Below are 23,453 nucleotides of genomic sequence, written 5' to 3'. Positions count from 1 at the left end.
ACCATTTTATGGTCAATGGATGATATGTGATCTATTAAATTAATAGATTAGCTTAATTGATGGTCTTGATGATCCTTTGAGGATAAATTCTATGAAATCTATGAAGTTAAATATATGAGGACGAAGGTGGGCGTGTCCTGTGGCAAGCATTACCATTATCCTAAGTATTTATTACCTTTCTTTCACAATTGTGTGATCAAGTTATCGATAAACTACTCCCCTTAACTCAGGATACCAGAGATGAGCCGGATAGTAAGGAAAATATAAAAATAGGCTTGGGTGAATGGAAAGTAGCGCCTATTGGAGATGTCTAAACAATAAATAATGAGTGGGAGGAGGCATACCACTCGCCTTGACTCTCCCACCCCGCCATTTGTCGCTGTAGCGCTCAAGAATATGTACAAGCGTTGTCATTTATTTAGGGGGCTGATATGTACTTCAACAACAACGCTTTGGAACTGTCAATATTCCTGATGCGACAAATGTAAAGACTAATTATTAATTTACAAATTGATGAAATTGTAAATTGTTGCTAGATATCATAATTTTTTTCAGCAGTAAAAACTGTTGATAATTTGCCGGAAAAATTAATCTCGTTGCTCGGTAGACCCTGATAACAAAACCCTTGAAGTCGTTTATCTCCTACAATTTAACTCAGTTAATTTCACATAGGTTGCCATTTTGGCATTTGTTTTTAATAGGGAATAGGAATTAGGGATTAGGGAACAGAGTGGTTTTGCAGGAGGATTGAGAACTTACAAAAAACCCTCATCTTTAAAGACGAGGGTTCTGACCCGAAAGGCTTCGGTTGGTGATAATTTTCCCACCTCTAACGGCGCAGACTCCGGGGGTCGAGTGCATCTCTTAACCCATCTCCTAGGAGATTGAACGCCAGGACTGTGAGAATAATCAGCACGGCTGGCGGCCAAATCAGCCAAGGTTGCAGTACGATAATGGCGGCATTACTAGCAAGAGAAAGCATATTCCCCCATGAAGGGTCTGGCTGTTGAATCCCTAAACCAATTAAGCTTAAGACGGCTTCAGCGCTAATAAAGCTGGGAACGGCTAAAGTCGCAGAGATAATTACATAGGTAGCGGTTTGGGGTAAAACGTGACGGAGGATGATATATATGGGATTACCTCCCATCGCTTGTGCAGCTTGGACAAATTCTCGCTCTTTGATAGATAATACTTGTCCGCGAATCACCCGCGCTAAACCCGCCCAGTTAATCACAGCGGTAATGATGACAATTAGCAAAAAGCGTTGACTACTGCTTAAGCTGGCTGGTAAGACTGTACTCAGTGTCACTAGCAGATAAATGCTGGGGAAAGTCATCATCACTTCTGCTAGACGCATGATGATTGTATCAGTCAGACCGCCAAAATAGCCGGAAATACCGCCGATTAATAGACCTAGAGGAAAAGAAACAGCAACACCAAAAAGCCCGATAAACATGCTAATCCGACCACCGTGTACCAAACGGCTAAATTGGTCGCGTCCTTGGTCATCAGTACCGAGAAGATTAAATTTCCCGGCTCCGGTTGTACCGAATAAGTGCCAATTAAGGGGAATACCAGAGAATATGGTGACTTCCTCCCACTGGGGCGGTAGTGGTAAACTCATCTGTAGTAGTCGGTATTCTGGCCCCGCAACAAACAGACGCAAGGGTGAAGGCTGGTTTTTGTCTACAACTAGTTGGCGATCGCCTGTTTCTAAATTAGTATCTCCTTGGGTTGTAGGATAAACATGAGGGCCGATGAATTGTCCAGACGCAGAAGTCCAATGAATTTGAGTTGGTGGTAACAAAGAACCGTTTGGCTGTGACGCATAAGGGTCATAAGGAGCGACAAAATCAGCAGCAATCACCATCACATAGAAAATTAACAGCAAAATTGCCCCGAATTTCGCCAAAGGATTTTTTTGAATTCGTTGCCACCAATCCATAGTTTTGATTTACATAATTGAGGGTTAATAGTTAATAGTCAAGGGTCAGGGGTCAAGAGTCAAGGGTTATTCTTGAGTGTGAATATTTGACTATGCGAGTTGCTCAACTAAATATCGCTGTTCTTCTTGTTGTTTTTCATGCTCCACCACAAACACATTTGAGTAGAGATTCGCTTGAATTTGCTTTCCTTGCTGCGTTAAAGATAGATAGTGCAAGCCATCTTTAATATAAGGATAAACACCATTCCAGTAAAACTTGGCATAGTTCTTGCGTAAATCCCCTGGGGTTTGATAACCTAAAACTTTATTCATCCCCGTTTCTTCAAATTCATAAAACAAAGAAGTGATTTTCTTGAGATAACGCGGGTCGCTTAATTGTCCAATCAAATCAGCCGCGCGTACTAAACCTGCAAAACTATTTGTATCTTGATGGTCTTCAGCCGTAGGTACAGGAAATCTCGTCAATTCAATATTACTCTTAATCACTTCCGCATCAATTAACTTGTGCCCACCAAACCGTTCATCAATAAAAAGTTTCGCTCTATCTACATGGTAGGGTGTGAGGCTGGCATCAGACGCGCCCGGAGACAGAAAAACCATTCTGCCATTTTTGCCTGTAGCATAAGCACCATTCGATTCTATATCTTGACGGCAAACTCCTTTGACATAGCCAATATCATGGCAGACTAAGGAAATAATAAAATGTAACCAATCTTCACTCGAAACCCCTCCTTCTCGAATGTGTTTCCCTCGCAAAATTTCCTGTCCTACAAGGGTGACAAGTACCGAGTGTTCGACATTGTGAAATAAGGCGTCGCTATTGGCAATATTTTCTAAAGCCATACTGCCAGCCCAAGCGATAATATCCTGATAATCTGTTTTCAGACAGCCATAAGTGCGACTGTAGCCTTCTCGAATTTGCTTAACAAAAGCATCAATTAACAGTTCAGTAGCATTGAACATATCGGTTAATAAGGTAGATAGGAATTCTTGATTGGTAATTTTGCAACGTGCTGAATTATCAACACCAAAGACAGAAGTGCAATGCAGATTTCTCCTTTATAGCTAAATTTTCAGTGTTGACGCCAGCTGCTTTGATGCTTTTGTCACAGAATAGACCATATTTTCTCTAGAAAGCAAATTTAGGCTCAACAATGAGGGACGATATAACGAAATTTTAGTGATATTTAGTGATATAATTCTCACAGATTATCTGCGGGCGTAATTCAGTGGTAGAATGTCACCTTCCCAAGGTGAACGTCGTGGGTTCGAGTCCCATCACCCGCTTTTTTTTAAAATCCTGATATCGCCAGCCTTTCGCTGATTTTTATCATATTACTCTAGGGAATGGGTGAACCTCTCTAGGTTAATACAGTTAGACCATAGGCTGAGTGTGCAAAATTCATCAGGCTATTTTGACTTCATTAAACCTCTTGCAAAAGTAACTTTTTTACTCTCTGTTCCTCCGCAGTCGCTCATGGGGGAAACCCCCAGACGCTCGATGACTCGCTAACGCTGCGCTATCGCCCTTGGTGTCTCCCCTTGGGAGAAGACCGCGCTGCTCTCTGTTCCCTGTTAAGAGTTCCCGACTTCTGCAAGAAGTCTATTGCAAATAGCGGCGCGTTTGAGGGAATCTTCCACTAATTCATCTTTTTTAGGATACAACTAGTTTGAAATCGCGGGACTTCCTAGCCCCTTTTTTTAGCAGGTCTATTTATTTGCATCACCTTGTCTCTAGTAGACATATCTAAAAATTAATCGCGGGTGACACTTTCTCATATATTTCATACCAAAACCAAAAATTTTTAAAAGCATTAGATTGTCTCATCCACCTCGACATTAAAATTTGCTGTGTTATTATTGGTCGTTAGCTTCTTTAACGAAATTTTATACAACCAACATCTCCTGAGGGTTAGATAAAACTAATCCTTGCACAATTTTTCATGGGCTATTATGCCTAAACTAAAATCAAAATCCCAGAAATCTCAAAAATCACCAAAACAGGATCAAAACCCAACTCCCACCCTCACTTTAAAAGAAAGATTAGCTCTAAAACGCAAAGCCAACTTAGCACGTAAAGAATTCACCAGCTTGCTAACCGGCGCCCTCTCTGCTGGTCTATTTTTGGGGCTAATTCTGTTTTTTGTAGGTGGAATCAAAGCCGCTATTCCAGGTATTTTAGCAGTTCTGATATTATCCCTATCTTATAAATATCCTCGTCCAGCACTCTTGGCTTTCATTGTTTATATACCCTTTGGCGGAACCATCACTTATTACATCGGTAATAGTCCAATTTTACAATTAGCTAAAGACGCATTTTATGTTCCAGCTTTGATAGGAATTTGGCAAAATTGCCGTAAACAAAGACTACCTTTAATCCCGATTAAATCTATTAAACCGTCCCTGTATATTTTATTAGGTTTGTGTTTGCTAACACTCATATTTATCAATGGTGGACAGCAACTAAATCCTCCCGACACAGGGTTTGGTCAAAAAGCAGCTAACGATATCCCTATCGGGTTAGGAATTTTAGGATTCAAAGTATTTTTAGGTTATGTACCCCTGATTGGTTGCTTTTATTATTTAATTCGTGGTAAAAAAGATTTTCTTTTATTAACCCGCCTACAAGTTGTTCTCATACTTAGTTGTTGCGTACTAGGATTAATTCAATATTTATTCCTATTAACTGGAATATGCGAAGGTACTAAAAATGCTGTGGGAAGCGATTTATTTAAAGCGACACTAGACGCCCGATGTTATTTTGGTGGTTCCCTAGTTTATAGTCCTAGCCAGGGAATGATTCGTCTACCTGGAACTTTTGTAGCTCCTTGGCAATGGGCATGGTTTTTAATTTCTAGCACATTTTTTGCTTTTGCTACTGGTTTCGCTGACCCCTCTATTATTTGGCGATTTATCAGTTTAGGTTCTCTAGCAATGGTCTTTATTAATGCTGTGATTTCTGGACAAAGAATAGCCTTAGCTTTAGTACCAACTTGCTTTATAATTTTGCTATTTCTAACTGGTCAAATTGCCAATCTCAAACGTTTTATTCCTATAGGAATAGGGCTAGCAATTATTTTAGGAATTGCAATGGTGAGCAACCCTGCTGTTGTTCAAGAAAGGCTTGATAGTTTTGGTAGTCGCTGGGAAGCTTCCCCACCCCAAGCGTTTATCGTTGATCAATTTCATGAAAATTGGAAAGGTGTAGATGGGCCTTTAGGAAGTGGTTTAGGGAGAGCTACTAATTCTGCTCGCGCATTAGGTAAAACCAAACTAGTAGAAACTTATTACCCAAAAGTACTTTATGAAGTAGGAATAATGGGTCTTCTGGGGTTTGTGGTTTTTGTCACTACCCTGACAATTACTACTTTTAAAACTTATCGCTCTATAAAAAACCGTAATTTCCGCAGTTACGGAGCCGCTATGTGGGTGTTTATATTATTTATTAGTTACAACACCTATTATTATCCTTTAGATGTTGATCCGGTGGCTGTTTATTATTGGTTATGTGCCGGTATTTTGTTCAAATTACCTATATTAGATAAACAAGAAAAAGAAAATGCATAGCAATTAAAAATTTTTGAACATTAACATGTATTTGAGCTAAATTTTGAAAAAATATGAATCATCATCCTTTAATTACCGTAATTATTCCCACCTATGAACGGGAAAAGGTTTTGTGTGACAGTATTAGGGATATTTTGAACCAAGACTATCTAAATTTTGAAATTTTAGTAGTAGATCAAACTCCCAAACATCAACCAGAAATCCAAGCTTATCTGGAAGAACTAGTAAGTTTGAAGAAAATTAAATGGTTCCATTTGAATTGGGCGAGTTTACCAGGAGCAAGAAATTATGGAATACGTCGTTCTCAAGGTGAGATAATTTTATTCATCGATGATGATGTCAAATTAACTCCTGGCTTTTTAGCAGCTCATGCAAAAAACTATGCACAAAATCCAGAAATAGGTGCTGTGGCTGGGAGGGTATTTGATAGGCTGAAATTAGCCGATGCGGCTGCAGATAAAAGCCAAGGTGAAACAAATTATCGAGTAATTGAATATCTCCCACCCGAAGCAATGGATCCTGGGATTGCTTGGTATTATATCGATTTAGTATATACAGTGAAACCCCAACAAGTGCTCACCGCTAGGGGTTGTAATATGTCCTTTCGGCGTGAGATTTTTAGCGAACACAAATTAAGGTTTGACGAAAGGTTTCGCGGGAGTGCGGTACGAGAAGAATCAGATTTTTGTTTGCGACTACGGCAGACAGGTTATAAGATTTGGTATGACCCAGATGCTTCCTTGGTACATTTAGGAGAAGAAACAGGAGGGTGTCATGATATTAGTACGCGATCGCTCAAATATCAACTCACCTTTTACCATAATCATTTCTTACTGGGGCTGAAAAACCTCACCGCTAATCAAGCTTTACGTCTTTACGCTCGTTTATTTGACTGTCACGTTCTCGGACGACCACCTTGTCACAAAGGTGGTTCTCCCTGGAAAATTTTGACCCGCGGTTTTTTCTATATCTTGGGTTTTCTGAAAGCTTTAGCTACTCTGATTCAGTCCATCTGGAATGATGGTCAAATTTATAGTCGATTAGATGAACAAGTTTAGCTAAGTAGTGCGATGCAAATAAAGTTGTTATTTGTGAGAATTGATGATGTCTTTATGTTTTTAAAAATAGTTCAATTGATTCTCACAACACAAATTTACTTATCATACCCCGAATATATAAGTTTTCTATTTGATTGCGCGCATAAATTTAGGATACCTCGATTGTTTTTATTTTTTGCTCTCTCAATGTACTTATCAAATTTACCATGAGCAATCGTCATGAAAATCTTAGTTGCTAGTCATACCTATATCGTAGATTTGAATTGTGAAAAATTACGGGCGCTATCTCAACTAGAACCTGGAATTGAAGTAACGGTCGTAGTTCCTCAACGATGGAAGCCTGGTGGTGTGCAAAATAAGATTATTGAAACTCAATACCGAGATGAGGGCGCATTTAAAATAGTTCCCATTTCCAACTTCAGTCAAAATCATCAGGGACTATTAACTTTTGGTGCTGATTTAGTATCTTTATTGCAGGAATTTAGACCTCAAATCATCCAGGTAGAACAAGGTTCCAGGGGATTGGCTTATACTCAAATGATTATCTTAAATCAGTTGTTGCGATTAAAAGCTAAAAATATCTTTTTTACTTGGTGGAATTTACCTTATAAATTGAAATTACCCATTGCTTTATTAGAAAAATATAACTTCATCCATAGCCACGGAATTATTTGCGGTAATCAAGACGGAGCAAAAATATTGCAAGCGAGAGGATATCAAGGCAAAATTAAAGTTATGCCACAACTTGGTATAGATGAAACTATATTTACTCCTCAAGCTCAACCAGAACTAGCAGCTATTTTTGATATAAAAACTGGTGATTTTGTAATAGGCTATGTTGGCAGATTTGTTGAAGAAAAAGGATTATTGACGCTGTTGAAATCATTGAAAAAACTTGCAGAAAAACCTTGGAAATTATTATTACTTGGACGAGGAGATTTGCAAACAGAAATAGTCAAAATAGTCAAAGATAATAATTGGCATCACCGGGTTATTGTAGTTGAAAGTGTTCCTCATGATGCTGTTGCTAATTATATTAATTTAATGAGTACTTTAGTATTGCCGTCAGAAACCACTCACAATTTGAAAACCTTAACTGCTGTTGGTTGGAAAGAACAATTCGGTCATGTTTTAATTGAAGCAATGGCTTGTAAGGTTCCAGTGATTGGTTCTGATTCTGGTGAAATTCCTTATGTAATTGGCGATGGGGGTTTAGTGTTTCCTGAGGGTGATGCTCAAGCTCTGGCTAATTGCTTAATTCAGTTGATGGAAAAGCCGGAATTGGCTAAAAATATCAGTGTTAAGGGTTATGAAAGAGCTATGTCTATATATACAAATAGAGCCTTAGCTCAACAGCAGCTAGAGTTTTATAAAGAAATTATTAACTATTAAGTAGAGCGACGTCAATAAATATAACTGGCAATGATTTTTATTAATTACTTACGTTGTGTAACATAGTTTTATTCTTCAAGCCAAAATAGCAAAAATATATGCGAATTTTGCAAATTGTTCCTTCTATTTCTTTGATTTATGGTGGCCCCAGTCAAATGGTATTAGGACTTGCTCCGGCGCTAGCTAAAGAGCAAGTAAAAGTTACAGTTTTGACGACTGATAGTAATGGTGATTATGGTCAAAAGCCGATTGATGTTGCTTTAAATTACCCTGTTAAACAAGATGGCTATGAAATAATTTATTTCCGTTGTGCGCCATTTCGTCGCTATAAGTTTTCTTGGGATTTAATGCGCTGGTTAAAGCTTCATGCTCACGAATTTGATTTAGCACATATTCATGCTTTATTTTCTCCCGTCAGTAGTGGTGCTGCTTTTATTTGTCGTCAGCAAAAACTACCTTATATTTTGCGTCCTTTAGGAACTCTCGACCCGGCTGATTTACGCAAGAAACAGTTTTTAAAACAAATTTATAGCGCGATTTTAGAAAGACATAATTTAGCTGGTGCGGCTGCAATTCATTTTACCAGCCCACAGGAGGCGAAAGTTTCTGCACGGTTTGGTGTATCAACGCGAGATTTAGTAATTCCTTTGGGTGTGATTCCTCAAAACATAAAGAATAAAAGACAGGAAATACAGTTACTGTGGGGAATTCCTGATGATTTACCTTTGTTGTTGTTTATGTCGCGGATTGAGCCAAAAAAAGGTTTAAATTTGTTAATTCCAGCCCTGGAGAAACTATTAGCATCCGGTACAAAATTTCATTTTATTTTGGCTGGAACTAATCCTCAAGACCCAGATTACGAACAAAAAATCATAGCGCAAATTCAAAATTCACCCTTACGATCGCACTCTACAATCACTGGCTTTGTCACGGGTGAACTCAAAGCTAGTCTACTACACGCGGCTGATATATTCGTCTTGCCTTCATACTACGAAAACTTCGGTATCGCTGTCGCTGAAGCAATGGTAGCAGCTACACCGGTAGTCATTTCTGACCAAGTGCATATCTGCGATCAAGTGCGTGAGAGTCAGTCTGGGTGGATATGTGCAACAGATACTCAATCTCTTCTAGAATCGTTACGAGTAGCTCTACAAAGTCCCCAAGAACGCCAAAAACGGGGATTAAATGCTCAACAGTACGCATTGCACAACTATAGTTGGGATGCGATCGCTCACCAAACTATCATGGCATATGAACAAATTTTGCGATCGCCGTAATTAATTTAGTTTCTTTACGGGAAATTACATAACTTAAATTTTGTTTGCAAACCTCTTAAACCGATGGGGAAACCGGGGTTTTATGGGGCGATCGCTGTAGTATAATACATAAGCTTTTTTAACTACAGGGAATCTCGCATGACTCTCCGTCTTGGTGATACAGTACCCAACTTTACGCAAGCCTCAACACACGGCGACATAGACTTTTACGAATGGGCGGGTGACAGCTGGGTAGTGCTGTTTTCCCACCCTGCTGATTTTACTCCTGTTTGTACCACAGAATTAGGCACAGTTGCCAAGCTCAAACCAGAGTTTGACAAACGCAACGTCAAAGCAATCGCGCTGAGTGTTGACGATGTTGAATCCCACAAAGGTTGGGTAGGAGACATCGAAGAAACTCAAAGTACCACCCTCAACTACCCAATTTTGGCAGATGGCGATCGCAAAGTTTCTGACCTTTACGATATGATCCATCCTAATGCTGCGGCAACCGTAACGGTGCGCTCGGTGTTTGTTATTGACCCCAGTAAAAAACTCCGTCTCACCTTCACCTACCCCCCCAGCACCGGACGCAACTTTGATGAACTTTTGCGGGTGATTGATTCTCTGCAATTAACCGATAATTACAGCGTAGCGACACCAGCTGATTGGAAAGATGGCGAAGATGTCGTCATTGTCCCCTCGCTCAAAGATCCAGAAGTGCTCAAAGAGAAATTCCCCAAAGGTTATGAGGAAATCAAGCCATATTTGCGGATAACTCCTCAGCCTAACAAGTAAGTTTGTAAAAACATCTCACGCTAAGACGCCAAGACGCAAAGTTATTGGCGTCTTTTTATATTTACGTGAAAATAAAAGCATTAACTCTATCGGATAGGCGTTATGTTTTCATCTCCTTTAGTGTTGCAAATTCCGCCATCAGTGCAAATGACAGATGAGCAGTTTTTTGAGTTTTGTCAGGTGAATCGTGACTTACGAATTGAGCGGAATAAATTAGGAGAAATATCAATTATGACACCCACTGGTTCAGAAACGGGTAATCGAGAATTTAATATTTTAGGACAGTTGTGGTTTTGGTCAGAACAAGACGGTACAGGTATTTGTTTTAGCTCCAGTGCAGGATTTACACTATCAACAGGTGCAAAGCGATCGCCTGATGCTTCTTGGATGAAAATCGCCAGATGGAACGCACTTTCCAAAGCACAACAAGAGCAATTTGCACCTATTTGTCCAGATTTTATCGTCGAACTGCGCTCCGCTAGCGATCGCCTGCAAACTCTCCAAGAAAAAATGACAGAATATATGCAAGAACCCGGAGTGCAATTAGGTTTACTCATCGACCGCAAGCATCGTCAAGTTTATATCTATCGCCCAGGAAAACCAGAAGAACGTCTAGATCATCCTGTGAGTGTGAACTGTGAACCTGTGTTACCTGGGTTTATTTTGAATTTAAATAAAGTTTGGTAGAGCCAGATATTAGAGAAAAGTTATTGAGGTAAATATCATGCTTTCATCTCCTTTAGTGTTGCAAATTCCGTCATCAATGCAAATGACAGATGAGCAGTTTTTTGAATTCTGTCAGGTGAATCGTGACTTACGAATTGAGCGGAATCAATTAGGAGAAATATCAATTATGACACCCACTGGTTCAGAAACAGGAAATCGAGGAGGTAATATATTCGGTCAGTTATGGGTATGGTCAGAACAAGATGGGACAGGTATAACTTTTGACTCCAGCACAGGATTTACACTATCAACAGGTGCAAAGCGATCGCCTGATGCTTCTTGGATGAAATTAGAACGATGGAATACACTTTCCAAAACACAACAAGAGCAATTTGCACCTATTTGTCCAGATTTTATCGTCGAACTGCGCTCCGCCAGCGATCGCCTGCAAACTCTCCAAGAAAAAATGACAGAATATATGCAAGAACCCGGAGTGCAATTAGGTTTACTCATCGACCGCAAGCATCGTCAAGTTTATATCTATCGCCCAGGAAAACCAGAAGAACGTCTAGATCATCCTGTGAGTGTGAACTGTGAACCTGTGTTACCTGGGTTTATTTTGAATTTAAATAAAGTTTGGTAGAGCCAGATATTAGAGAAAAGTTATTGAGGTAAATATCATGCTTTCATCTCCTTTAGTGTTGCAAATTCCGTCATCAATGCAAATGACAGATGAGCAGTTTTTTGAATTCTGTCAGGTGAATCGTGACTTACGAATTGAGCGGAATCAATTAGGAGAAATATCAATTATGACACCCACTGGTTCGGAGACGGGTAATCGAGAATTTAATATTGCTCTACAGCTAGGAGTGTGGTCAGAACAAGACGGTACAGGTATTTGTTTTAGCTCCAGCACAGGATTTACACTATCAACAGGTGCAAAGCGATCGCCTGATGCTTCTTGGATGAAAATCGCCAGATGGAATACACTTTCCAAAACACAACAAGAGCAATTTGCACCTATTTGTCCAGATTTTATCGTCGAACTGCGCTCCGCCAGCGATCGCCTGCAAACTCTCCAAGAAAAAATGACAGAATATATGCAAGAACCCGGAGTGCAATTAGGTTTACTCATCGACCGCAAGCATCGTCAAGTTTATATCTATCGCCCAGGAAAACCAGAAGAATGTTTAGATCATCCTGTGAGTGTGAACTGTGAACCTGTGTTACCTGGGTTTATTTTGAATTTAAATAAAGTTTGGTAGAGCATATATGAACCAGAGCGGGGGACACAATATGAAGTTGGGATCAAAGCAGATTTGAGCGATCGCACCTGTAGAAAAGCTAGGAAAATTTCCGGGCGATCGCCTTTTTTCATCTAGTAGAGGTACGACCAGCAGCCAAGACATAGGCAAAACCTGATAAAAATAACTAGGATCAACAAAGAAGTAAATAAAAAGCCAGAACACACAGACCCTGGAAACTCCATACTTCTTGAGTAAATCCGAAATGTAAAATTGAGTATGACCTCAACCTTGCCCGAACCTCATCATAGCGGCTCATCCAACTGGGAAGAAGAACTGGATAGTGCAATTTTCAGCTTTGAAGACATTCAAGCGGAACTCAACTATAAACAGGCGCAAACAGCGTTGCGAAATTTGGTAGCCAATCTTGACCTTTCAGCGCGAGAAAAAAACGGACTAGAAACAGAAATCACCGATTTGGAAACCATGCTCTTGAAGTTAGACCGGATGGTGGTACAAATCGCGGCTTTTGGGATGGTGGGACGTGGTAAGTCTTCCCTGCTCAATGCTTTGGTGGGACAACCAGTATTTGAAACTGGCCCTCTACATGGTGTCACGCGTACAGCCCAACGAGTTAACTGGAGTATTCATGAAGAAGCGATCGGGGAAAACGATCGCGCTTTGCGCGTCACACTCCCCGCAGTCGGTCAATCGCAGGTCGAACTAGTTGATACACCAGGATTAGACGAAATCGATGGTCACACCCGCGCCGCATTAGCAGAACAAATAGCCAAACAGGCGGATTTAATTCTGTTTGTGATTGCTGGTGACATGACGAAGATAGAACACGAAGCCCTTTCCCAGTTGAGGACGGCGGGTAAACCGATAATTTTGGTGTTCAATAAAGTCGATCAATATCCAGAAGCAGACCGGATGACAATTTACCACAAAATCCGGGATGACAGGGTGCGAGAGTTGCTTTCACCTCTAGAAATTGTCATGGCTGCAGCTTCGCCGTTAGTCAAGACAGCAATTCGCCGTCCAGATGGTAGCAAAGGTGTGCAATTACGCACAGGTAACGCCCAAGTCGAACAATTAAAGCTGAAAATTTTAGAAATTTTGCAGCGCGAGGGCAAAGCTTTAGTTGCTCTTAATAGTATGCTCTATGCTGACATCGTGAATGAGCAATTAGTGCAGCGAAAATTGATGATCCGAGAAGTAGCGGCTAATCAGTTGATTTGGAAAGCGGTAACGACCAAAGCTGTAGCGATCGCTCTTAATCCCCTGACTGTGGTAGACATACTCAGCAGTATTGTCATCGATATTTTTCTCATTTTGGGTCTATCTCAACTTTATGGTATCCCCATGACCGAAGCCGGCGCCGTCCAACTGTTGCAAAAGATCGCCTTGAGTATGGGCGGGATCGGTGCTAGTGAATTGCTGGCGAACTTAGGCTTAAGTGGGTTGAAAACCTTACTCGGTATCACTACCCCAGTCACTGGTGGCGCTTCTTTAGGCCCCTACGTCACCGTAGCCATCACCCAAGCCAGCGTTGCTGGTGTCTCTACCTACGGGATTGGACAAGTTACCAAAGCTTATTTAGTCAATGGCGCTACTTGGGGGCCAGAGGGGCCCAAAGCCGTCATCACCAAAATCTTAGCGTCCCTCGATGAGCAATCTATTCTCAATCGTATTAAAGATGAATTGCAATTAAAACTGCGGCGTTTTTAGCCGTGGGAGCCAAGCATCTAGCAAGCAAATTTTAGTGAGTCATTAATTATAGTCTAAATTCGGTAAGCTAAAGGAGACGATTGCGATACCATCCATATAATGTAAATCAAATCACATTAACTTATGGAGCCAGACTTTTTACCAACCGAGGTAATTTTGACCAATCCCCGTCAGCAACTCGGTAAAGTCCAACTTGATTGGACACCACAACCAGGAAATTATCTCGATTTTGAAGGTCGAACCTACGCGGTTTTAGAACGTCGCCACAGATATCAATTAAAAGCCGGGCGCTACCGCTTACACAAAATAGCTCTTTATGTCCAGACTGCTCAAAGACCATCTGAGAAAAGCTTGGTAGCAGGACGCTGGGTCATCGGTGATGCTACCTGCAGCTATAATGCTCACTCAGAAATTATGCGCTGTGCAGTTAACCCAGATGGCCCTTGCAAATCTTGTCGTTTTTATGAAAATTCCGCAGTTTGACTCCCACCCATGTTTTATTCCCCATTTCCCAACACTTCCCCCACAGTTAATCTAGAACCATTCACAAAATCCCATCCCGACTGAGGGCGTTTACCAGCCAGCTGTACTTCCCGCAACAGCAACAAACCTCCGCCAGTTTGGACGATCGCCCCAACTCCTTTGGTAATACTGACTACTTCTCCCGGTATCACTGACTTACTTGACAAATCAGGCAATTTATGAAACAAATCTTGCAATTTTGGTGGTAACTTTTCCACGTCAGCAGAGCCAAGGGGAGCGGTGGCGATAATTTTCAGCTGTTGATTGCGGAAAGTAGCTGTGCAGTTGGGATAAAAGCCTCTAATTTGATTGTGTAATTCAATAGCAGTTTTCGACCAATCCAAGCCATAATCGGTTTTTTGAATTAAAGGTGCGTAGGTCGCTTGTGCGTTGTCTTGCGGAATCGCCTCTATTTCTTGGCGTTCCCACTTCCACAAGGTTTCGATTAACAAATCAGCGCCAATATCAGCCAATTTCACACCCAAATCTTGAGCATTATCCAATAATCCAATTGGTGTAGTCGCTGTGAGCAGCATTGCTCCCGTATCCATTCCCGCATCCATTAACATCGTGGTAATCCCAGTTTCCAGCTCGCCATTATACAAACACCACTGAATCGGTGCCGCACCCCGGTATTTAGGTAAGATAGAGCCGTGGACATTTATACAACCAAATTTGGGAATATTTAAAATTTTTGGGGATAAAATTTGTCCGTAAGCAACAACAACGAATACATCTGCTTGTAAATGTTTGAGATTAGTTAATGTTTGAGTGTCTTTTTTGATGCGCTCTGGTTGCCATACTGGTAAATTAGCAGCGATCGCTGCAGTTTTTACAGGCGAAGGTGTTAGTTGATTCCCCCTTTCTCGGCGTTTATCAGGTTGAGTGACAACAGCCATAACCTCAACATCCGAGTGTTTCAGTAATTTTTCTAGGGTAGGAACCGCAAATTGAGGAGTGCCAAAAAATACAACTTTGATCATGTGTGCTCAAAAATATAAACTCAATCAAATATAAAACCTGGCTGGCAATCAAGCAGAAACTGGATCACAGCCGCAGCCAACATTTTTTGATGATTATCGCCAAATCTTGATGCATAACTTCATCCATAATCTACAAATAAATTGCTGTTTGGTGCTACAGTAATCAGGTATTGGTAAAACCAAACTTCCCTGATAAGCTTGTTATAAGTTAGCAAGCAGATAAGCAAGTATCAAACCCTTGCAGCTCTGGCTAACCTCATTCTTTGTCAGTTTCCTAAGACAAGCCGTTGTGCATCTACCAGCTAGTTTAGTTTTTGTGATTCCCTGTGGCTCGGCTTTGGATGTATTACATCCATAAGATAGTGCTGTAGTTCCATGATTGTTCTGTAGCTGGCTGCAACTCCCAAAACTGGGTAGGTGTCGGCAGTGTCTCATAATTACTGTATGTGGTGCATCAAACTTGCTAATTTTTTCAGTAACGCCTCAATTTTTCCATAATCACCGACTGCGCTGTTACAACAGTTGAGAGGGGTAGCTTTAGCTCAAATAACCCTCGACAACCTGATTGTTATGATGATGCTCAGTCATTAGCTTTAACCCAAATAGAATTTTTACTGCTCGTTTACAGATAATTGTATTTTGGCGTAGGTGTCTATTAGGGACAAGGGTAGTTTTGTTTAGTGATAGTTTATCTGACCTGCATCAGTACTTTGGTAGCAGGAAAATGAATTTGACAGTGATATTTGTGATGGTAGTGTAAACTATGATACTAAAGTTGTGTCAACTCTTGCTAAAATTAAACAAATTATTTCGTTAAAGCTTTTAGTTTCTTGTTATACATATAATCGTAGCTTCCCTTATTGCTGCATCGGCTGTTCCTCACACAGCAACCGCCCTTCTAGAGAGTCAACACATGCTTAAACCTCTTTTGTTGTCAGGATGGTTCCGCGTGCAACCATTTTTAAAATACGCGGTAGTTGTGATACTCATTGCTCCCCTGGTAGCTGTATCAGCTTACTCCAGTGCAGCTAGGCAGTCACAAGTAGCAAAAGACACATTTAACCAAGCTGATTCTAGCTCGGTGTCCAAGGGATTCGCTACTTTTGGTGGAAATGATTTGGCTCAAATGTTAACAGCAGTCAAAAACGACTCTGTAAACAGAGAATTTAACTCTGCATCTCTAGAAGCTGTGGGCGAATCGCAACTATTACCAACAGACAAAATTGATTCTTTAGCAACAGAAGCGAATCCTTTAATCAATGTACCTGCAAATGATTTGCTAGCAGCAGTTGAACTCGCACCATCTGTGAATGAGAATGTGAGTGAACCGAGTTTAGTAGAGAGATTAAAAACCTCAAAAATTCAATCACTAGCACAAAATTTATCTGTTGCTCAATCATTAACAGCCACGCAAACTGCGCCCACTCAGAGACAACCACAACCAAATTTTTCGAGAGAAGTACCCGTCACCGAACCAGTGGAAGGGGAACAAGCAATACAAATAGATCCCATTGGTAGTCCCCATCCTATTCCCTGGAAATGGATCATGGCTACTCAAGAAGCTATTGGTGGAAAAGGTGGTTCAGGAGTGCGCTATTACCGCAGCGTACCAGTGGTTTCACCAGACGGGAAGCATATTGTTTACAGTCGGGTAAAATTAGAAGTACAACCCGAAATGTATAACAGCCGCGTCACCAGCGTACTGTTCGTAGAAGATACGCAAACAAAGAAATTGCGGGTCATAGCTTCCACTTCCGTTCTCAGCGATCCCCTATTACAAGCGAGAGCGGCAGCAGAACAGAGCGGCACTAATGGTAAAATTGGAGTGCTAGTACCAGTGAGCTGGTCAGAAAAAGGCGATCGCTTTTTAGCACGTCAGTTTGAAGGCGTATTCAACACCGCCGACGCCACAGATCGTGCGGTAATCTGGGATCGGCAAAAAAATCACGCCAACACCATCGCTCCAACCAACCAGCAAAATGACGAACATGAAAAAATAGCAATTTTGCTAGGGTGGAGCAAAAACAGACCCGACCAAGTGATGTTTCGGACTGGTGAACTAGGAGAAGAAAACTGGCCTTTAATGACAGTTGCTAACGACGGTAAAACCTTAGCTACAACACTAGAAGCCGACCAGCCGATTACTTTCGGAAATCAAATTGCAGAAGTTTGGCCTAGCCCACAATTTGCTTCTCGATAATTAATATAATACTTGCAAAATTCCCGTTGTTGGTTACAACTGACAGCGGGATATTTTTTTTAATAATGGTCAGAAATTAGTTATCATAGTCTGCACTCAAATATTGAAAACTATTTGATATTTTTTAAAAATTATGTATCATATCAGTTCCCAATTACATCAGGTAAAATCTAGCTAGCCTAAGCGCCCCTAGTTCCTAGCCCCTAACCTTAACCAAAAGCTAGAAACACTATAATTACGAACTAATTAACGTCCCTAGACAAGATTGTCCTAAAACTGTCCGCGATAAATTTCCTGGAATATTACCATCAATTATCCAGCAATCAATCCCCAAACTAGCAACAGTTAAAAACTCTGCTACTTTCTTAGCCATACCGCCGGTAACATCTATCGATTCACTCTGTCCTAAAAAAGTTTTGATTTGACCATAATTGACTGGAGTAATATGAGATATTACTTGCCCATTTTGCTTACACACACCTGGATAGTTACCAGCATTTATCAGTCGAACCTGCAATTCTTGACGATGAAAATATTTAGCTAATTCACCTAACAAAGTATCACTAGAAACAATAGTACCACCGATAGCTTGATCTAGCACCACATCACCAAATACTAAAGGAATCATACCAGATGCGAGCGTGTTTTCAATATATGCAAAATCGGTTTTGAGTAACTGCTGATTTTGAGTTACTACCATCATCAAAGGTGGTAAACTAACCACTGGTAAACCAGTTTTTAAAAAAACTTTAGCTAATAGCAGATTCAGTTCTAAAGCATCTTGATGGACTAGACAAAATCCCAATTTATCAGCATCATTGAACACCCCTTCAATAGTATTGTGTTTTTTAGCTGATTGGTGAGCAAAAGAACCAGCACCATTACCAATAATTAACTTTAAATGGGGATTTTGTTTGCGGATTTGTTGCACCTCCCACGCCAGTTGCTGCATAATTTCGAGTCGAGGAGTGTAAGGTTTATCTTTATCAGTAATTAGGGAGCCTCCCAACTTGATTAATGCTAGTTCCATCATGCAATCTTTTTCTTCGCAACGTGATAAGCTGAGATATATGAAAGTTGCAGAGCACCACCGAAGTTGCTTTCTATGCAATCTCGCAAGTCTGCAAATAACAATTTTTTCGTATCTGCATCTAACTTAATGTAAGGCGAATAAGTATTTAATAGTGTTAAGTATTTATCTACACTATAAGTCAATTCTACTGTGATTTTTCCACCAATTAAGTCTTGAAATTGTCCAGAATCTATAGACATATTTCCTAACTTTTGCAAAATGTCATCTTGAGTTTTTTCGTCTTCATATCTATCGAGCAATGGAGCATGTCTTTGATAAATTTCCGACAACCTTTGATAAACTTCATAGCTAGGTTGAAGTTCCTTATTCCACAACAAAATTATAGAGCCACTATCCTTAAGCGCATTTGCTGCTTTGGGATATCCAATCGTCGGTGATATCCAATGAAAAGAACTCGCTGCTAACACAGCATCAAATTTTAAAAACTCCGGCGTCCATTCTTCAAAAGAAGTGTTTTGAATTTCTACATGAGGATATGGTTGACAATTTTGTTGCGCTAACTGAAAAAAATCTGGATTTGGCTCCAAGGAAATCATCGCACAACCTAATTGAGCAAATGCTACAGTCGCGGTTCCTGGGCCACATCCCACTTCCAAAATTTTCGATTCAGCAGAAAGTTGAGCAATTTGCACAACTTGATCAATCACTTCTTGAGGATAATGAGGTCTTGCTTGATTATACGCTGCGGCGGCCGGCGAATACCAATTTTTGCGCTGTTCGAGGTCTTTATTAGAGTAACTAATTATTGTTTGTTTTATGTCTTCCATTGAATAAAAACTTAAAAAAACTATGAGATAGATAGACGTTGCAATGCAACGTCTCTAAAATTTTACAGCTTCTGCAACAGTTCTTGAGTTAGTTGAGTGAAGGCTTTAGAGCCAGGTGATTGAGGACTATTTAAAACAACCGGCATAAAACTATCAACAGCCTTCGCTACATTCACATCAACTGGTATTTGATTTTTACAAATTTTTTCCACACCAAAATCTTCTACAACTCGATGCATTACCTGTTTATAGTATCTACCAGTTAACAAATTAGCACTGGACATACTAAAGACGATACCTAACATTTTGATATCTATTTTTGCTTCGTGTTCATGACTATCTTTTAACTGAGCAATGCGTCTTTCTAAAAGTTGAATACCCACGATAGATAAAGGTTCTGGTTTGGCTGGGAGAATGTAAAAATCGCTGGCTGCTAAAGCGCTCCGAGTCATGAGATTATAACCAGGAGCGCAATCTAAGAGAATAAAATCATATTCCTCACGCACTGGTTTTAAAATATTGTTAATCAAGACTCTTTCAAAGCGATTCCAAACAGTTTCAAAATCTTGCTCACCCAAAGCCACTGCTTGTTGGTGTAGCATTTCTGAAACTAAAAATTCATCATATAAATCAATATCTCCAGGTAACAAATCTAGTCCTGGAAGATTACAAGCTGGCGATTGCACAATATCTTGAATCTTGAGATTAGCATTAGGTTCTGGAGCAATAACTTGGTCTATTAAATACCTAAATGTCTTTCTGTGTTTGCGCCGTTTAGCAAACTCCAAAGGCGACATCAAACTCAGCGTAGCGCTAATTTGGCTATCTAAATCTAGCACGAGTACCCGCTTACCGTGATTTTTCGCTAAACAAGTCGCTAAGTTGACAGTGATGGTAGTTTTACCAACACCACCCTTCATATTTGCAGTAGCAATTACATATCCCATTGGTTAATTCCTTTGTTGACGCCTTCCCATTTAGGTAGCTTACACATATCCTGATTTATAAAAATTTCCTCTAAATTTAACATTTTCGAGGATTCATAAATTTGGTTGAAGCAGTCAGAATTATATAGCACCCTGACTGAAGTTGTGAAATATCAGTGAAAAAAATCATCGTTATTCAGCGTGTCCATACGGACAAAACTCCGAGAACAAGGTTATAAATGAGTAGAAGTGTTTTAAATCGACAACAGTAAACTTAGCAGGTGTAAGTGTAAATTTCTTTAACCAGAGATTTACCACATTCAATTTTAAGTAACAATACTTAACATAATTTTCTGAACACGAGGAACATTATGTAATCCGTATGCTTCAAAATACTGTGACTGTGCAATAATCATAAACATATGAAATTTTATACAATAGCGGCTACTTTCCACAGGGAGGTACATATTGTTATCGCCTTTTAAACCCGAACTGTGCCGTAATGAAAGCGAAGTAGAGAGCAAGCTTATAGTACAGTATTTGCTACCTCAGCTAGGCTACACTCCTGACACTTGGCATCAAGAAGTTGCAGTTGGTAGTATCCGTTTAGACTTCTTAGCATTTGCTGCACAAGTTGTTCCCTTTGTTTTGGATGCAAACTCGCCACTGAGTATCGTCATGGAAGCCAAGCATCCCAAACAAAACTTAAATAATCACGTATCCCGACTCAGGCATTATTTAATCAGCTTGAATTTGCGCTATGGATTGCTGACTAATGGGAAGGAAGTCAGAATTTATGAAAAATTTCAATATGATATTAAGTTAGCTTTTCAATGTTCAGGGAATGACGTTGAGACAAAGCTAGAGGAAATCAAGGGTTTAATTGGTAGAGAGAGTCTGAACCATAGACAAAGTATAAATAATTTGCATCCTCAAATATCTGAAGAGAATCAACCTAATAATTCTGAAACCAAGAGGCAAAATTCAATGAAAATAGTTGCAATCTATCACAATAAAGGTGGAGTTGGGAAGACAACAACTGTAGTTAACTTGGCTGCTGCTCTGCGGAAAAAGGGTAAAAGAGTTTTAGTTATTGACTTAGATAGCCAAGCAAACACCACATTTGCTACTGGTTTAATCAAATTTGATGACGAAGAGTTTGATGATATAAAAGACTCTAATATTTATCACGTGTTGAATTCAGAAGACTTTTATCCTATTTCGGAAGTAGCTAGAAAATCTAATTTTAGTAATCCTGAAATTTATGTAGTTCCTGGACACATTAATTTGATAAAGAATGAAAAGGAACTGAATGAGCTTGATTATAGCAGACTAATACTGATTCAAAAATTAGAAGCAGTAAAAGACCAGTATGATATTGTACTGATTGATACACCACCTTCTTTAAATTTGTATGCCAAAATTGCCTTGATAACAACAGACTATCTCATTATTCCATCGGATCTGAAACCATTCGCCAACCAAGGATTAACGAATGTTAAAGAATTTATAAAAAGTATTAATGGATTTAGAAAACAAATCAGAAAACCGCCAATTGAAATTATAGGAATTTTAGCTAGCAAAATATCAACCAATGCTAGGTTTGTGCAATCTACTTTAAAAAATCGCATAGAAAAGATTTCTAGTCGGTATGGCATCAATGTTATGGATGCTGTGATTTATGAAAGAGAAGATTTGGCAAAGTGCGCTGAAAAAGTTCAGATAATTGGAGATATAGAAATAGCTGATCCAATATCTGTACTAGATTTTAAACCTAGTTCAACATCAGCACAAGAATTTGAATTACTAGCAATAGAAGTATTACAAAAGATAGGGTTAAATTAATGAAATTATCTACATCACTTGTTGCTGTCAAGAAAATTACATCCATCACACCTCGTTCAAGTTTCGCGGATAATCAATTAGAACAAGGTGCTAATCTGATTTTAGAATCTGAAGGTGTTATTAACCCGATAGTAGTTCGTAGAACAAGTCTGCAATCATATGAGATAGTAGATGGGGACTTTGAATATCATGCGGCTGCTAGAGCTAGAGAAATAGACCCCCGTAAAGGCGAAATGATTGGAGTATTTATTATTGAGGATGAAAATGAAGAAGTTTTAACGAAACAAGTTGAATTATTCAGAAAATCAAAAAGTATTATTTCCAATAATATAGCTTCTCTATCAGATTCTAAAGAATATACATCCACAAACATGGAATTACGGGTCACTAATACAGAATCTCGTATGAACAACATCGAATCACATTTTGATAACCGCACTATTGAACTACGGAAAGAGTTTAGGCAGGAAATAAATAATATTAATGAAAGACTGAAGGAAATTGAGAATCGGATTCCCAAGCCAATTGAGCCATTAAATGCGCTTAATAACTTGAGCTTACCCGAACTTACTTCTAAGTTAAGAAGAGTAAATGTTAATCAAAAAATAATAGAATCAATTGTCAATGAACGTAAAAACGGTGATTTCAAATCTTTTAGTAATGCAGTAGATCGTATTAAAGGCTTAGGTGACAAAACAATGCTAAAAATTATTGACAGCCTTTATGAAAGCACTATCTGAATTTAGTTTAGTTAGTTAAAGTTGGCAACTGACATGGATAAACTAGAATCTAAAATCTTAGAAATATTGAAGCGCGGTACTCCTTTGAGAGCAGCAAAAATTGCTGATATGCTGGGAGTTGAAAGACGCGAAGTAAATCATTACTTATATTCTTCGCTAAAGCAGCAAGTAGTTCAAGACACTGACTATAAATGGTCATTGAAATCAAATCAAATAGGTAATAACCAACGCATACCAACTCAACCTGCAAAACCTCAAACGCAATCGCAAACACCTACACGTCAAAATACTTCATATAGCTTTACAAAAAAAGAGATTCAACAAGATAATCCAGTTAAACCACCAATTATTCCAACACCATCACCACAACCAGTAAAACAAAGCAATCCCTATGAAATTGTGAAGAGAGAACTTACTCAAGTATCTTCAGAAGAAAAGGTAAAAATTTTAGAAAATGCTTTTAGACAAGATAAATTTTCCCAACTAGAAGATGAGCAGATAAATGCTCTCCAATCAATTTTGGAGGAAGCTAGACGGGAAGTAAATATAACCAACACAGCATATAAACAAGGAAAGCTCAGTTTTTGGCAGAATAAATCGGTAGCGATCGCTCTCGTAACTGCTGCCTTAACTCTTGGTACAATAACAGTGATTGGTCAACTGCGATCGCACTCTGTTTATCAACCTACTCCAACTCTGCCACAAAGTAGGTAAATCACC

General features: G+C 39.5%; 21 protein-coding genes and 1 tRNA gene. 15 read left to right on the top strand and 7 right to left on the bottom strand.

The window, feature by feature from the left end:
• Positions 1-829 precede the first annotated feature (829 nt).
• Positions 830-1,945, bottom strand: a complete 1,116-nt coding sequence (locus tag MIC7126_RS0121045; protein ID WP_017655134.1) for an ABC transporter permease — start codon at positions 1,943-1,945, stop codon at positions 830-832.
• 90 nt (positions 1,946-2,035) lie between these two features.
• Positions 2,036-2,908: an Npun_R2479 family HD domain-containing metalloprotein gene (locus tag MIC7126_RS0121040; RefSeq protein WP_017655133.1), complete on the bottom strand. Its 873-nt coding sequence runs from the start codon at positions 2,906-2,908 to the stop codon at positions 2,036-2,038.
• Between the two features lie 252 nt (positions 2,909-3,160).
• Between MIC7126_RS0121040 and MIC7126_RS0121035 the strand changes: the two genes are divergently transcribed.
• The 9 genes from MIC7126_RS0121035 to MIC7126_RS0120995 all read left to right on the top strand — a co-directional run bounded on the left by MIC7126_RS0121035 (position 3,161) and on the right by MIC7126_RS0120995 (position 11,947).
• Positions 3,161-3,232: transfer RNA gene (locus MIC7126_RS0121035), tRNA-Gly, on the top strand.
• Positions 3,233-3,898: 666 nt separating this feature from the next.
• Positions 3,899-5,512 carry a hormogonium polysaccharide biosynthesis protein HpsL gene (gene hpsL, locus MIC7126_RS0121030; protein ID WP_017655132.1) on the top strand — a complete coding sequence of 538 codons (1,614 nt, stop codon included), beginning with the start codon at positions 3,899-3,901 and terminating at the stop codon, positions 5,510-5,512.
• Between the two features lie 53 nt (positions 5,513-5,565).
• Positions 5,566-6,570 carry a hormogonium polysaccharide biosynthesis glycosyltransferase HpsN gene (hpsN, locus tag MIC7126_RS0121025; protein ID WP_017655131.1) on the top strand — a complete coding sequence of 335 codons (1,005 nt, stop codon included), beginning with the start codon at positions 5,566-5,568 and terminating at the stop codon, positions 6,568-6,570.
• Positions 6,571-6,789: 219 nt separating this feature from the next.
• Positions 6,790-7,962 carry a hormogonium polysaccharide biosynthesis glycosyltransferase HpsO gene (gene hpsO / locus MIC7126_RS0121020; RefSeq protein WP_017655130.1) on the top strand — a complete coding sequence of 391 codons (1,173 nt, stop codon included), beginning with the start codon at positions 6,790-6,792 and terminating at the stop codon, positions 7,960-7,962.
• Positions 7,963-8,060: 98 nt separating this feature from the next.
• Positions 8,061-9,239, top strand: coding sequence for a hormogonium polysaccharide biosynthesis glycosyltransferase HpsP (gene hpsP / locus MIC7126_RS0121015; protein WP_017655129.1), 1,179 nt, complete (start codon positions 8,061-8,063; stop codon positions 9,237-9,239).
• A 138-nt stretch (positions 9,240-9,377) separates the two neighbouring features.
• Positions 9,378-10,016: a peroxiredoxin gene (locus tag MIC7126_RS0121010; RefSeq protein WP_017655128.1), complete on the top strand. Its 639-nt coding sequence runs from the start codon at positions 9,378-9,380 to the stop codon at positions 10,014-10,016.
• A gap of 102 nt (positions 10,017-10,118) precedes the next feature.
• On the top strand, positions 10,119-10,703 hold the full coding sequence (locus MIC7126_RS0121005; protein WP_017655127.1) for a Uma2 family endonuclease: 585 nt from the start codon (positions 10,119-10,121) through the stop codon (positions 10,701-10,703).
• 37 nt (positions 10,704-10,740) lie between these two features.
• Positions 10,741-11,325 (top strand): Uma2 family endonuclease, encoded by a 585-nt coding sequence (locus MIC7126_RS0121000; RefSeq protein ID WP_026100432.1) that lies wholly within the window; start codon positions 10,741-10,743, stop codon positions 11,323-11,325.
• Positions 11,326-11,362: 37 nt separating this feature from the next.
• Positions 11,363-11,947 (top strand): Uma2 family endonuclease, encoded by a 585-nt coding sequence (locus MIC7126_RS0120995; RefSeq protein WP_026100431.1) that lies wholly within the window; start codon positions 11,363-11,365, stop codon positions 11,945-11,947.
• On the opposite strand, the gene MIC7126_RS30670 is transcribed toward MIC7126_RS0120995, so the two are convergent.
• Positions 11,930-12,091, bottom strand: coding sequence for a hypothetical protein (locus MIC7126_RS30670; RefSeq protein ID WP_154655940.1), 162 nt, complete (start codon positions 12,089-12,091; stop codon positions 11,930-11,932). The genes MIC7126_RS0120995 and MIC7126_RS30670 overlap by 18 nt on opposite strands.
• A gap of 114 nt (positions 12,092-12,205) precedes the next feature.
• On the opposite strand from MIC7126_RS30670, the gene MIC7126_RS0120990 reads away from it, so the two are divergent.
• Together MIC7126_RS0120990 and MIC7126_RS0120985 are read left to right on the top strand one after the other, a co-directional pair.
• The gene (locus tag MIC7126_RS0120990; RefSeq protein WP_017655124.1) at positions 12,206-13,657 is read left to right on the top strand and encodes a GTP-binding protein; all 1,452 of its coding nucleotides are present in this window, start codon (positions 12,206-12,208) and stop codon (positions 13,655-13,657) included.
• Between the two features lie 123 nt (positions 13,658-13,780).
• The gene (locus tag MIC7126_RS0120985) at positions 13,781-14,140 is read left to right on the top strand and encodes a DUF6464 family protein (RefSeq protein ID WP_017655123.1); all 360 of its coding nucleotides are present in this window, start codon (positions 13,781-13,783) and stop codon (positions 14,138-14,140) included.
• A 14-nt stretch (positions 14,141-14,154) separates the two neighbouring features.
• Here the strand turns inward: MIC7126_RS0120985 and fmt are convergent, their stop codons facing one another.
• Positions 14,155-15,159 (bottom strand): methionyl-tRNA formyltransferase, encoded by a 1,005-nt coding sequence (gene fmt, locus MIC7126_RS0120980; RefSeq protein WP_026100430.1) that lies wholly within the window; start codon positions 15,157-15,159, stop codon positions 14,155-14,157.
• Positions 15,160-16,075: 916 nt separating this feature from the next.
• Between fmt and MIC7126_RS0120975 the strand changes: the two genes are divergently transcribed.
• Entirely contained in the window at positions 16,076-17,362 is a 1,287-nt protein-coding gene (locus MIC7126_RS0120975; protein WP_026100429.1) for a hypothetical protein, read from the top strand.
• 235 nt (positions 17,363-17,597) lie between these two features.
• Here the strand turns inward: MIC7126_RS0120975 and MIC7126_RS0120970 are convergent, their stop codons facing one another.
• From MIC7126_RS0120970 to MIC7126_RS0120960, 3 genes are all read right to left on the bottom strand, one after another.
• Entirely contained in the window at positions 17,598-18,395 is a 798-nt protein-coding gene (locus MIC7126_RS0120970; protein WP_238553662.1) for an isopentenyl phosphate kinase, read from the bottom strand.
• Positions 18,392-19,222, bottom strand: coding sequence for a class I SAM-dependent methyltransferase (locus MIC7126_RS0120965; RefSeq protein ID WP_017655119.1), 831 nt, complete (start codon positions 19,220-19,222; stop codon positions 18,392-18,394). The genes MIC7126_RS0120970 and MIC7126_RS0120965 overlap by 4 nt, the downstream gene beginning before the upstream one ends.
• A gap of 62 nt (positions 19,223-19,284) precedes the next feature.
• Complete coding sequence (locus MIC7126_RS0120960; RefSeq protein ID WP_017655118.1) at positions 19,285-20,169, bottom strand: ParA family protein; 885 nt, start codon at positions 20,167-20,169, stop codon at positions 19,285-19,287.
• Positions 20,170-20,616: 447 nt separating this feature from the next.
• Between MIC7126_RS0120960 and MIC7126_RS0120955 the strand changes: the two genes are divergently transcribed.
• From MIC7126_RS0120955 to MIC7126_RS0120945, 3 genes are read left to right on the top strand one after another with little or no spacing between them, the layout of a single operon-like run.
• Positions 20,617-21,993, top strand: coding sequence for an AAA family ATPase (locus MIC7126_RS0120955; RefSeq protein WP_017655117.1), 1,377 nt, complete (start codon positions 20,617-20,619; stop codon positions 21,991-21,993).
• A complete protein-coding gene (locus MIC7126_RS0120950; RefSeq protein ID WP_017655116.1) occupies positions 21,993-22,733 on the top strand; it encodes a ParB N-terminal domain-containing protein in 741 nt (246 codons plus the stop codon). Before MIC7126_RS0120955 ends, MIC7126_RS0120950 begins: the two co-directional genes overlap by 1 nt.
• Positions 22,734-22,766: 33 nt before the next feature.
• A complete protein-coding gene (locus MIC7126_RS0120945; RefSeq protein WP_017655115.1) occupies positions 22,767-23,447 on the top strand; it encodes a hypothetical protein in 681 nt (226 codons plus the stop codon).
• The last annotated feature ends 6 nt before the right edge of the window (positions 23,448-23,453 follow it).

It is taken from the genome of Fortiea contorta PCC 7126 (assembly GCF_000332295.1).
Taxonomy (GTDB): domain Bacteria; phylum Cyanobacteriota; class Cyanobacteriia; order Cyanobacteriales; family Nostocaceae; genus Fortiea; species Fortiea contorta.
The sequence above is the reverse complement of the archived record's forward strand: the minus strand, read 5'-3'. Positions and strand labels throughout refer to the sequence as shown.